This window comes from Roseivirga misakiensis (genome assembly GCF_001747105.1).
GTDB lineage: Bacteria > Bacteroidota > Bacteroidia > Cytophagales > Cyclobacteriaceae > Roseivirga > Roseivirga misakiensis.
In genome coordinates this window covers 279886-292378 of sequence record NZ_MDGQ01000005.1, presented here as the reverse complement: position 1 = coordinate 292378, position 12493 = coordinate 279886, and the positions used below count along the sequence as shown (strand labels likewise).

Genomic DNA, 12493 nt, shown 5'->3' with positions numbered 1-12493 from the left:
AATGATAGTTAGGAAATTAGGGCTACTCATAATATTACTTTTTTCAACTGTAAATAAGGATCCCCTTGAAGAATTAGAGGCGCTTAGAGCCAGTTATCCAGATGAAACCGTTGTCATTACTAAGCGATATCAGAATTACGACATTAAAATTGTAGGTGATTCTCTAAAGATTAATGTATCGCATACCGAAGAAATGGCCTTCTTGGGTGATCAAGTAGGACCTTATGCCAAAGACCAAATCTATACTTCAAGCTTTTACACAGCGGAGAACATTAAGGCGGCTACACTAACACCAGGTAGACGGAAGTGGGAGCGTAATGCTGTAGAAGATTTTCGAACCGTCGCGGATGATGATAACAGTGTTTTTTATGATGATTCGGAATATATAACCTTTACTTACCCAGGGGTCAAAAAGAATACAAAATCACTACTGACATATGACGCAAAAATTAATGACCCACACTTTTTAGGGTCTGACTATTTTGCTTCATATATACCTATTATCGATGTCAAGTATACTTTTACAGTGGATGAAGGTGTTAAACTGAAACACTATTTCTTTAACATCGACTCGTCTGAAGTATCTCAAACCACAACTAAATCACCAGAGGGAAGAAATATTTATACGTTTCAGCTAAAAAATGTTCCTAAGGTGAATTTCGAGCCAAGTTCATTGGCATTTAATTACAGAGCATCCCATATGAGTTCTTTGATCGAGTCTTATGTCGACACCAACGGAAAAACAGTTGAAGTCCTTGGCGATACAGATGACCTATACAGGTGGTATTGGACTTTTATTGAAGGGTTGAAAGAAGAAAATGGTGAAGAGGTCAAACGAATTTTAGCGGATATTCTTAGTCCCAATGATGATGAGTTGACTAAAGTGAAAAAGGTCTTTTACTGGGTCCAAAAAAATATCAAATACATTGCATTTGAGGATGGTATGCGTGGATTTGTCCCACACAATGGTGACTACGTTTGTACTAAAAGGTATGGTGATTGCAAGGACATGGCGAGCATCATAGTAAATATGCTTTATCATGCAGGAATTGATGCACATTACACGTGGATCGGTACAAGAGACTTGCCTTATAAATATACGGAGCTACCTACTGCTTCGGTCGATAACCATATGATTGCGACCTACATCAATGGTAATGATTATTACTACTTAGATGCGACTGGTCAATATCAACCATTCGGACTACCTACATCTATGATACAAGGGAAAGAGGCTCTTATTGCCATCGATAAGGACAACTATGAAATCAAAACAGTACCGATTATCGAGAAAGAAAATAACACCCATGAAGATACCTTTAGTTACAAAATAGAAAATGGCAAAGTAGTCGGCAGTGGTGAGTTAAGTCTTAAAGGGTATGCCAAAGTCTTTAATACCTACAGATTAATTAATTCGACTAAAAAATCTACCGATGAATACTTGAACCGAGCCCTGAATAGAGGCAATAATAAATTCTTTATTGACGATTACGAAATATCAGGGTTAAATGATTTTGATACACCTATTAAGGTTAATTACGAATTTAGAGTTGAAGATTATTATCGCGAGATCAACGATGCGATCTACTTCAATATGAACCTTGATAAAGCGTTCTCAAATGCCACAATTGAAAAGAATAGAGAAAATGCCTTTGAAGGCGAATACAAGTACATAAATAAGAGTACCTCCACACTTGAGATTCCTGAAGGTTATCAAGTGAGTCGAATGCCAAAGGATTACGAGTTGAAAGGAAAAAACTTTGGATTTACAATGGCGTACTCACAAAACAAAAACACAATCTCTCTGAAAAGAGACTTCTATGTTGACTACTTGATGATGGGGCCGAAGGAGTTCGAGGATTGGAATGACGCGATCCAAAAATTCACAAAAGAAACAAAGCAAATTGTCATTCTCAAGAAGCAATAAAACCATTTAACAACCGCATAAATGAAAGCACCACTCTTATACCTCTGCCTTACATTAATAGTAACTAATCTTTACGCGCAGAATCAAGAGCTCGTCTACGACTGGGAGACCGACAGGAAATACACTAAAAATATTAATGACGAAAGCTCTGCACTCATTTTACTCAAAAACCATTTCCAGTACGATCATAGATACGAGAATGAAAATTTGGTCGTCTATGAAACGATTCACAAAATCTATCGAGCAAATAATGACGAAGCCCTTCAAAGTGTTAATCGTATCTACATTCCTCTTAATAATACTATCGATATTACGAAAGTAAGGGCAAGAACAATCACCAAAAGTGGGAAGGTGATTGAGCTTGATGAGAATAATATCAAACAGGTAAAAGACGAAAACAATGGTGCTGGTTACAAAATATTTGCGATCGAGGGTGGTGAAATTGGAAGTGAAATTGAATTCTTTTATACCAAAAGATCTTATGTAAGTTACTTTGGAAGAGGTTACTATCAGTTCAAATTCCCAGTAATTTCCTCATCTTTTAGGCTTACGAGTCCAGAAAATTTAAAATTCGATTTCAAATCATATAATGGCCTTGCTGAGGTTCAAGAAATCGATTCGGAAGGGTACAATGTCTATGAATTAAAGGAGGAAAACATAGAACCCTTGCAAGAGGAAAGTTTTAGTAATTATGATGCCAATAGAAAAAGACTTGAATATAAATTGGCCTACAACACGGCCTCTGGAAACCAGAGACTTTTTACTTGGTCTGACGCTGGAAAAAGAGTTTTTGAGATTATATACCCTTTTAAGGACACTGAAGTAAAAGCCGTTAAAAGCTTCCTACAAGAATTAAAAGTTAAGAATATTGATAATCTGCTCGAACGCTTTCTCTTCGTTGAGCACCACATTAAAACTAATTTTTATATCGATGAGCAGGCAGATGATAATTCAACCCAACTGGATGTATCTATAAAAAATAGATTTACTAATAAAAAAGGCTTTGCAAGGTTGATGATTGGTGTGTTGAACGAGCTCGATATTACCAATGAAATTATAATGACTACTTCCAGAAGTGAAATACCTTTTGATGGTGATTTCGATACGTGGAATTATTTAGGCGAATACCTAATCTATTTGCCACAAAGCAAGCAGTATGTGGCACCAAGTAATTTTGAAACAAGAGTCGGATATTGGCCACCAGAGTTTTCTTCAGTTGAAGGCCTATTTATTAAAAAAATGGAATTCGAGGGTAGTACAGTACCCATAGCGCAAGTCAAAAAAATACCTGCCCTACCCTATGAAAGAAACTTTGACAACCTATCTATTCAGGTGAGTTTTTCGGAGGAACTAGACAAAAACATAATTAAGGCGGAAAGATCCTTTTTAGGTTACAATAGCAATTTCGTCAAGCTAAATTATCTATATTCCGACGACGAAGAGAAAGAAGAATACATAAAAAACCTCATTGAGTTTCTCGGGCCTGGTGCAGAAATCACTAAGGCAGAAATAAGAGAACCTAAGACTGAATTCAACGAATGGTCACTTCCAATCACTATCAATGGAGAGTTTACCTCTTCTGAATATATAGAGCAAGCTGGTGATATACTCCTTTTCAATGTTGGCGGATTGATCGGTTTACAGTCTGAACTGTATCAGGAGAATGAAAGAAAGACAAATGTTGAAAATGTGTACAATAGAGGCTACCTACGTAGGATTGAAATTGATCTGCCAAAAGGCTATACCATCCAAAATGCCGATGATCTGAATATGAATGTCAAGGCTGATGAGGGAGGTGAAGAAATATTTCTTTTTAAATCTACTTATAACGTAGAAGGGAGTAAACTGAATATCACCATAGACGAGTACTATAATAGGATTTCATTCCCTGTCGAGCGGTTCGAAGAATTTAGAAAAGTTATTAATGCGGCAGCTGATTGGAATAAAATCACGTTAGTGCTCGAACCAAATAATTGACCTTAGCTTGACTCACTTTAGCACCTCTTTAATTTGCTTTCGAAAGGTATCGAACGTAGCTAAGTTCTTGTGCTCCCCTCCTTCGATTGTGAAGAAGGTAACCTGGTCCGGGGGTAATGATTTATAGAGCTTTTGGGCCGATTTATAGGGTACTACTGAATCTTCTGTGCCATGGAAAATATAAACAGGGCAATCAGCTGTTTTTAAATATTGATGGCTCTTAAAATTATACCTCAAAGCTAACTTAGAAGGGTAAATGGGATAGTAACGTTGGGCAACAGCTGATAGGGAGTAATATGGGGTTTCAAGAATTAATCGCTTAGGCCGATGTTTCCCTGCGAGCCACGAAGCAATCCCTGTACCTAAAGACCTACCATAAAGTGTGATCTCCTGTTCATCATATTTTTTTAAAGCGTACTGATAGAACAGTTCGGCGTCTTCCAGAAGTATTTTCATTGAACGTTTACCCCGACTCTTCCCAAAACCACGATAGTCCATTATTAGGACATCATAATTAAGTTTCACATAATCGTTCACCACATCTCCCCAGCGTGTTAAGTTTCCTCGGTTTCCATGAAAATAAAGAATGAGCCCTTTTGCGGAATCGGCTTTAAAGTGTAGCGCGTTCAATTTACCACCATCTGGAGCTGTAAGATTCAATTCCTCGTAAGCCCCTTCAAACTGAAATTCATAAGAATCGTCTAGTTCGCCATCAAGAAATATGAAGCGCTCTTGAAACTTATAAAGCATAAATGCACCTAATAGGTAGACAAAAAGAAGCGATGAACCAACGATCAGCAAGCGTTTCAATTTTAGTGTTTTTGTTTCTTACTTTTTCTCCTAAAGTTCAAACTTGTTTCTGACGGATCGATAGCTTTTGGGAGTTTTGAATTAAGCACTTCTTCTATCATTCTATGATATTCCTCAAAAGTATTCAAGTTGTTATGCCCACCACCAATAACTGAATACAATCGAGTATTCTCAGACCTGATTTTTGATAAAGCTACGGCAGTTTTAAATGGAATCAACTTGTCATTTGTTCCATGAATAATCTTGATGGGACAGTCTACATACTTAAGCCATTGGTGCGTTCTGATAGGGAACTTTAAGAGTAACGATACAGGCATAAATGGTATGTAACGCTTGGTTACTTTGGCTAAGCTATAGTAGGGTGATTCTAACACCAACATGCGCGGATTATTCGTAGAGGCAAGTTTGGCGGCAAAACCTGAACCTAAAGACCTGCCATAAAGAATGATATACTTTTCGGCTACTTGTTCTTTAATACGATCATAAACGTATTGTAAGTCATCCTTGATACTATCTTCGGTACGCTTACCCGTACTTTTCCCAAAACCCCGGTAGTCGACCATCATGACATCGTAACCCATTCTGGTAAAATCAATCGCGAATTTACCCCAACCTTTGACCGATCTAGAGTTTCCCTTTAGATATATAACTACCCCTTTGGGCTCTTCTATGTGAAAGTGGATCGCGTTGATATTTACCCCAGGCTCTTTCTCAAGATTATACTCTTGAAATTTTAGATTGGGGTACTTGAACTCGAAATCCTTTGGAAGCTTTTCAGGTTTAAACAGAAAGCGCTCTTGCGCAAAGTAAATGACAAAATTGGCTACCAAATACGCTATTCCTATCAGAATTAGAATTGTACTGGTTTCCATCAAAACAAGATATTAAAACTCAGTGGGAATCCAATATCTCGCCGAAGGAGATAAGATCAACATCATTAAAAGGGCGATCAGATTCCTTTTTGTAACTTATAGCTCTACTTTGGATTCTATTGCCCCATGAAAACCACTTATATCTTTCTGTTTATATTTTTTGCCTATCACTTTTGCGAAGCCCAAGAATTTGAACTGCGCACCAACAATAGATATATTCTTGGCACCAACAAAGACAGAACAGCTTCCATTAGTGCCGGAGATATTGATCAAGATGGAGATATTGATGTGATAGTGGCCAACGGCAGGCACTGGCCCTTGCAAAACCAAGTGTTTTTCAATGATGGTCGAGGGATATTTACCCTTTCGCAACCTTTGGATGTGACAAGTGAAACAAGTTATGCCACAGAACTGGCGGACTTAGACGGTGATGGCGATTTAGATGTAGCCGTTGGGAATGATAACGCGCCTAGTATGCTCTATTTCAACGACGGTACAGGTAATTTTAAGCGCGGTAAATCTTTTGGAAAACTCTATTCCAATACAAGAAATATTACGCTGGCAGATCTAGATCAAGACGGAGACATAGACATACTCATTACCAATAGAGGGCAAGAAAATGAGATCTGCCTAAATAATGGTAAAGGGGAATTTTCAGAACCGATTGGTTTTGGAGCCACAGACGACTCTACTATTGACGTGGAAGTGGCAGACTTAGATGCAGACGGCGATCTCGATTTGATTTTAGCCAATCGCGATGGCCAATCGAATGCCATATATTTAAATGATGGGGGATTAGAGTTCTCTACTAAAATAGTCTTTGGTACAGGCAAAGATGAAACGAGGGCAGTGGCTATCAGTGATATAGACAAAGACGGTTTTCTGGATATAACCACCGCAAATATTGGGGAGCCTAATGCCATTTACTTCGGCGATAAAGACTACTCATTTAAAAGAAGTATCATCTATGACTCCTCAATGGATAATTCATATTCGGTCACTACTACCGATTTAGACCTTGATGGAGATATTGACATTATTGTGGCTAATGTAAGAGGACCTAATACCGTTTTTATCAATCAAAAAAATGGATCTTCTTGGCTTAAAATGGCAATTGATGACCAAAAGTTTAATACTTACGACATTATTGCCACAGACTTAAACGGGGACGGGAGGCCTGATATCATTGAAGCAAACTCAGATGAAATCAATCGGTTTCACAGGAATTTCAAGAAAGGTCAACCATGATTTGGCACTCACTTTTATGCTCAAATCCATAATTTAGCCTAACTCAAACCTCTAATCATGAAACATCGCATTATTGCTTTATCGCTTTTTTTATGCTCTGCCATTTACGGACAAAAACATCATGAACGGCTCGAAAAGATTGATATTCAGCATTATGAATTTGCTTTGACCTTGAATGATGACAACGATAATATTCAAGGCGTTGCCAAAATAAATATCAAATTCAATATAGACATTACAGATTTCTATCTCGATTTAGTTAATGAAGTCGATGACACAGGCATGAATGTAGATGCAGTGATGGTTGAGGGTGCGCGCGTATCCTTCTCTCATCAAAACGATCGGCTTACGCTAAATTTTAATGGTAAGAGTGGTGAAATCAAAACGTTCGCTATTACCTACCATGGAACTCCAAAAACAGGCTTAGTTATAGCTGAAAACAAACATGGAGACCGAACTTTTTTCGGTGACAATTGGCCTGACAGAGGTCGGCATTGGCTTCCAAGTGTAGATCACCCCTCAGATAAAGCAACCGTAGAATGGGTCATCACTGCACCAACCTACTATCAAGTTGTGGGAAATGGCCGTTTTGTAGAAAGAACAAACTTATCAGATGATTTAACACTCTCCCGTTGGCGAACGGATGTGGTAATTCCTACTAAAGTTATGGTGATGGGTGCCGCTAGGTTCGCGGTAGAAGAAGTAGGCGACTTACGAGGTGCCCCAGTTTCTACTTGGGTATATCCACAGGATCGAGACAAAGGTTTTTATGATTACCGTCAGGCCTACACCATATTGGATTGGTTCATCAATAACATTGGCCCCTACCCTTATGCAAAACTGGCCAATGTGCAATCTAAAACTCAGTTTGGGGGTATGGAAAACGCTAGCAATATCTTCTATTTCGAAAATTCTGTAACAGGCGAACGTGCATTTGAAGGCCTGATAGCCCATGAAATTGCCCACCAATGGTTTGGCAATTCAGCATCAGAAGCTGATTGGCATCATGTGTGGCTGAGCGAGGGTTTCGCCACCTATTTCACCAATGTTTATATGGAAAAAACTCATGGCAGAGATCGTTTGGTGGAAATGGTAAAAGAGCAAAGAGATGGGGTCATCGCATTTAGTAAAAAACAAATGGTACCGGTAGTGAATACCGCTGTGACGGATTACATGAAGCTACTCAACACCAACTCTTATGAAAAAGGCGGATGGGTACTTCACATGCTCCGGAAGAAAGCTGGTGATGACTTATTCTGGGAAGCAATAAGGACATACTATAAGAAGTTCACCCTCTCAAATGCTTACACGGAGGATTTGCAACAGGTATTTGAATCCGTTTCTGGAATGGATTTGAGCACCTTCTTTAAACAATGGATTTATACGCCCGGACAACCAAATATTGTTGTTGACAAATCGTATAAAAAAGGAGTCCTGAATTTACTGGTTATCCAAGAACAAGATCAAATATTCGATTTCCCGCTAGAACTGGATATAGTCATGAAAGATGGAACAAAACAGCGGCACACCATCCAGGTAAATGAAAAAAGACAAGCTTTCACGCTGGATTTAGCAGAGAAACCTGCCACGATTGTACTTGACCCTGACAGCTGGCTCCTATTTGAAGGCAAATTGGCAGATAATTAAACAGTTAGACGCATGGAATAGCTTTTGTAGAGCGTGAGCCATGTCCAAATCAAAAGCTAAACGTCTGATTCATTTTATACTTCGGTCTATGCGGATCATGATGGTAGCTTACATGATGGGCATTGCCAATATTGTGAAGCAGGAATCTCGTTTTATGGATGATTCTCTATATAAAATTGAGGTAGTCCAAGAACAGGAAGATGACGAACCTTTCGAGGAGCTCTAAACTAAATCGACAATTTCTACCTGCCGGCCTGCAAATATGATGCTATCCCCACTTTGCTTATCAAGTAATTGTTGACCTATTGGTGACATAGGGGAAATAACAAAATAGTTTTTGTCTTCTAATGATATTTGGCCTGCGGAAATAGCAATAAAGTACGTTGCCGAACCTGTTGTAATCAAGCTACCCAGTTCACCCTTTGTAGAAACCTTATCTAGCGTGAGCGAACGAAGTAACTGTCTTCCTTTTATAGCTTCTGCCAATTGTTGGTCAATTTTACCTTTCTCCAAATTGATCATTTCGCGACCTGTTTCATACTTGTCGCCCATGGAGCTTTTCGTATCCGACTCTGCAGATTCTTTCAAAGCGTTCATTTCAGCACGAAGATTATCGATCTTCTCTTCCACTTGGCTCAAACAAAGATCATATAGCTTCTTTTTAATATCAGACACGGCGCATTCTCGTATAAGTTTTGGTTTTCAGCAATGATTGGAAAACTTTATCTATGCTAAAAATGGCCCATTTGGGCAATTAATGTGACTAAAACCTAGCGGCAGTCAAAAGACTCAGGTCCTTGAATGGTAGATTGAATTTCTTGGCAATTTCAAGGTTTGTTGTGCAACCTTTATATCCATAAATCCCCTTACTAAACCAGCTATAGTGGTAAATCATCTCGTTGATTCCACCATTATCCGCCATTTTCAGAAGTACTGACGTTAGAATATTACTTAAAGCCGATGTAGCAGTTCTTGCAGCCCTTGAGGCAATATTGGGTACGCAATAGTGAATAACATCGTACTTTGTGAAGGTCGGTAAATCGTGCGATGTAATTTCACTCGTTTCTATGCAACCACCTTGATCAATAGAAACATCTAGAATCACCGCCCCAGGTTTCATCGTAGAAACCATTTCTTCCGTCACCACACACCTTGCTTTTCCCTTTTCAGCTCTTAGCGCACCGATCACCACGTCCGCAGAAAGCAGCGACTGACTCAATGCTAAGGTATCGATGGCCGATGTAAACGCCTGATTACCCAGTTTATGTTTTATTCTTCTGAGCTTGTAGATTTCATTATCGAAAATTCTGACTTCTGCACCTAAACCAATAGCCGCCCGCGCGGCATATTCGGCAACTGTTCCAGCCCCCAGAATTACCACTCTGGTAGGCGGTACACCTGTAATACCCCCCAAAATTATACCTCTACCGCCACCAATACTACTTAAATATTCGGCTGCGATCGGAATAACCAGACTTCCGGCTAATTCGCTCATGGCATTTACAATCGGGAGCCCTTTTGCTTTATCTTCTAAAAGCTCATAGCCCAATGCCGTTATTTTCTTCTTATTTAATGCCTCAAAATATTCTGTATTGGCATTACCCGTTTGAATTGCCGAAAAAACAGTAGTCCCAGGCTTCATCATGGCTAATTCTTCCATGGTAGCGGGTTCTACTTTCACGATAATGTCTGCCTCAAAAGCCTCCTTCTTTGAGTAAATGATTTGTGCACCATTTTCGGAGTATTCCGTGTCGGGAAAATAAGCGTGCGTGCCAGCCCCAGCTTCTACTTGAATCTGATGTCCGTTAGCGACTAAAATACCTACTGCAGCAGGTGTAAGACTTACTCGATTTTCTTGAAGAGAGACCTCCTTCGGGACCGAAATTTGTAATGACTTATTACCCGAATTCACTTTTAATAATTTCTCTTCAGGGTAAAGGCTACTTTCTTTCGCCAATTCTGCAAAACCCGATGTTCCTTTTTCAGTCATGCTTGCTCAGTTTGTAATTTCGTTTTTCGCCGCCTAAATCTTCAATCACTATTTTCACAAATCTTTCTGGTAAATACTCACCAATTTTTTCAGCCCACTCTATCAGACAAATATTTCCTGAATAAAAATACTCTTCAATTCCGATGGCCAAAGCCTCTTCAGGGGTTTCAAGTCTATAAAAATCAAAGTGGTAGATCGTTTCACCACTAGCAGTCAAATACTCATTGACGATTGAAAAAGTAGGACTGTTCACCGTGTCTTGAACGCCCAGCGCCCTGCCGATCGCTTTAGACAAAGTAGTTTTTCCAGCACCCATTTGGCCTTCTAAAACCCAAATCTTTTCTTCTTCTGCAAAGTCGATTAGCGCGTTGGCCACTTCAGATAAATCTGATAAAGAATCGGCTTTTAAGTTCATTAAACTTGACTTTACGACCTTTTCGAATTTAGCGAAATAATCGGAATAATCATTTCTTCCATAGATACGCCGCCATGCTGAAAAGTATCCCGATAGTACTTCACGTAGTGATTGTAGTTATTCGGATAAGCGAAAAAAGTATCGTCTGTCGCAAATACATAGGTAGTAGAAACATTCTGTTTGGGTAAGTGAAGTTTCTCCGGCTTTGTGGCTTCAAAAATGCCGTTATTACCCTTGTAGCCTAAGTTTTTGCCTTGCTTATAGCGCAAATTCGTATTCACATTTCGGTCGCCCGCTATTTTGAATGGCTTCTTTACACGATAGGTCCCGTGGTCGGTGGTGATCAGCACGCGCAAGCCTTTTTCACTAATCATTCGCAGTAGATCGAACAAAGGCGAGTGTTGAAACCAAGATCTGGTTAAAGACCTATAGGCAGATTCATCCGAAGCCAACTCCTTAATCATACGAATATCAGTACGCGCATGAGACAACATATCGACGAAATTGTAAACCACCACATTCAACTGGTTTTGAAGCAGATTAGCAAAATTGTCATTCAGTTGTTTACCCTGGTTGGCATGTATAATCTTATTGTAGCTAAACCTTTTGTTTATGTGGTTCTTCGCCAACTGTCTTTTCAGAAAATCGCTCTCATTGTTATTCTTTCCGTCCTCACTATCATCATCGCCAACCCATAAATCAGGGTGTTTTTTCGACATTTCGAGCGGCAATTCGCCAGAGAAAATAGAGTTCCGAGCGTAGGCCGTTGTAGTGGGTAGAATTGAGTAATAGGCGTCCTCTTCTTCTATATTAAAATAGGGAGCTATATCTTCCTCGATAATTTTCCATTGGTCAAACCTCAAGTTATCGATTACAATGAAAAAGAGCGGATCGTCATTCAGTAATGGAAACACTTTCTTTTTCATTAATTGATGAGAAAGTAGTGGTCGATCGGCATTTGGATCATTTAACCAACTCTCGTACTCATCGGCTATAAAACGACTAAAATTTGAGTTGGCCTCCACCTTTTGCATATCAAGAACTTCTTGCATGCTTTTATTCTCGGTTTGGTCAATCTCCAGTTCCCAGTAAACCAGTTTCTTATAAATCTCAACCCACTCGTTGTGATCCATCCGGTCATTCATTTCCATACTTATCGTTCGGAAATCCTGCTGATATTGCATATTGGTTTTCTCACTGACCAACCGCCGATTTTCTAGAATTCTTTTTACGGAAATCAAGATTTGATTGGGATTGAGTGGCTTAATCAGATAATCGGCAATTTTCGAACCGATCGCTTCTTCCATAATATGCTCTTCCTCGTTTTTGGTGATCATCACTACAGGAAGGGAAGGTCTACGGTTTTTGATATAACTCAAGGTTTCTAGTCCCGTCATACCCGGCATATTCTCATCCAGAAAAACGACATCGTAGTGCGTACTTTCAACGGCATCTATGGCATCTGCACCACTGGTAACCGGTGTAATATCATAACCACGATCGTTCAAGAAAAGTATGTGAGGTTTGAGCAGATCTATCTCATCATCGGCCCATAAAATGTTATATCTTTGCATAGATAGGATTTGGCAATAGGCTCGAATTTAAAG

11 protein-coding genes are annotated in these 12493 nt (G+C 39.3%); 5 read left to right on the top strand and 6 right to left on the bottom strand.

Annotation, left to right across the window (positions count from 1 at the left end; all coding sequences use genetic code 11):
• Window position 1 precedes the first annotated feature (1 nt).
• Window positions 2-1927, top strand: a complete 1926-nt coding sequence (locus BFP71_RS09015; RefSeq protein WP_069835161.1) for a transglutaminase-like domain-containing protein — start codon at window positions 2-4, stop codon at window positions 1925-1927.
• Window positions 1928-1948: 21 nt separating this feature from the next.
• Complete coding sequence (locus BFP71_RS09010) at window positions 1949-3904, top strand: DUF3857 domain-containing protein (RefSeq protein WP_069835160.1); 1956 nt, start codon at window positions 1949-1951, stop codon at window positions 3902-3904.
• Between the two features lie 12 nt (window positions 3905-3916).
• On the opposite strand, the gene BFP71_RS09005 is transcribed toward BFP71_RS09010, so the two are convergent.
• Complete coding sequence (locus tag BFP71_RS09005) at window positions 3917-4714, bottom strand: alpha/beta hydrolase (protein ID WP_069835159.1); 798 nt, start codon at window positions 4712-4714, stop codon at window positions 3917-3919.
• Window positions 4715-4716: 2 nt separating this feature from the next.
• Window positions 4717-5586 (bottom strand): alpha/beta hydrolase, encoded by an 870-nt coding sequence (locus BFP71_RS09000; protein ID WP_069835158.1) that lies wholly within the window; start codon window positions 5584-5586, stop codon window positions 4717-4719.
• Window positions 5587-5712: 126 nt separating this feature from the next.
• On the opposite strand from BFP71_RS09000, the gene BFP71_RS08995 reads away from it, so the two are divergent.
• From BFP71_RS08995 to BFP71_RS08985, 3 genes are read left to right on the top strand one after another with little or no spacing between them, the layout of a single operon-like run.
• Window positions 5713-6834 (top strand): FG-GAP-like repeat-containing protein, encoded by a 1122-nt coding sequence (locus tag BFP71_RS08995; RefSeq protein WP_069835157.1) that lies wholly within the window; start codon window positions 5713-5715, stop codon window positions 6832-6834.
• Window positions 6835-6891: 57 nt separating this feature from the next.
• On the top strand, window positions 6892-8481 hold the full coding sequence (locus BFP71_RS08990; protein ID WP_069835156.1) for a M1 family metallopeptidase: 1590 nt from the start codon (window positions 6892-6894) through the stop codon (window positions 8479-8481).
• A gap of 40 nt (window positions 8482-8521) precedes the next feature.
• On the top strand, window positions 8522-8707 hold the full coding sequence (locus tag BFP71_RS08985; protein ID WP_069835155.1) for a hypothetical protein: 186 nt from the start codon (window positions 8522-8524) through the stop codon (window positions 8705-8707).
• Here the strand turns inward: BFP71_RS08985 and BFP71_RS08980 are convergent.
• The 4 genes from BFP71_RS08980 to porX all read right to left on the bottom strand — a co-directional run bounded on the left by BFP71_RS08980 (window position 8704) and on the right by porX (window position 12460).
• On the bottom strand, window positions 8704-9156 hold the full coding sequence (locus BFP71_RS08980) for a hypothetical protein (protein WP_069835154.1): 453 nt from the start codon (window positions 9154-9156) through the stop codon (window positions 8704-8706). The genes BFP71_RS08985 and BFP71_RS08980 overlap by 4 nt on opposite strands.
• A gap of 88 nt (window positions 9157-9244) precedes the next feature.
• Window positions 9245-10471: an alanine dehydrogenase gene (locus tag BFP71_RS08975; RefSeq protein ID WP_069835153.1), complete on the bottom strand. Its 1227-nt coding sequence runs from the start codon at window positions 10469-10471 to the stop codon at window positions 9245-9247.
• Entirely contained in the window at window positions 10464-10886 is a 423-nt protein-coding gene (tsaE, locus tag BFP71_RS08970) for a tRNA (adenosine(37)-N6)-threonylcarbamoyltransferase complex ATPase subunit type 1 TsaE (protein ID WP_069835152.1), read from the bottom strand. The genes BFP71_RS08975 and tsaE overlap by 8 nt, the downstream gene beginning before the upstream one ends.
• An 11-nt stretch (window positions 10887-10897) precedes the next feature.
• Window positions 10898-12460, bottom strand: coding sequence for a T9SS response regulator signal transducer PorX (gene porX / locus BFP71_RS08965; RefSeq protein ID WP_069835151.1), 1563 nt, complete (start codon window positions 12458-12460; stop codon window positions 10898-10900).
• Between the last annotated feature and the right edge of the window lie 33 nt (window positions 12461-12493).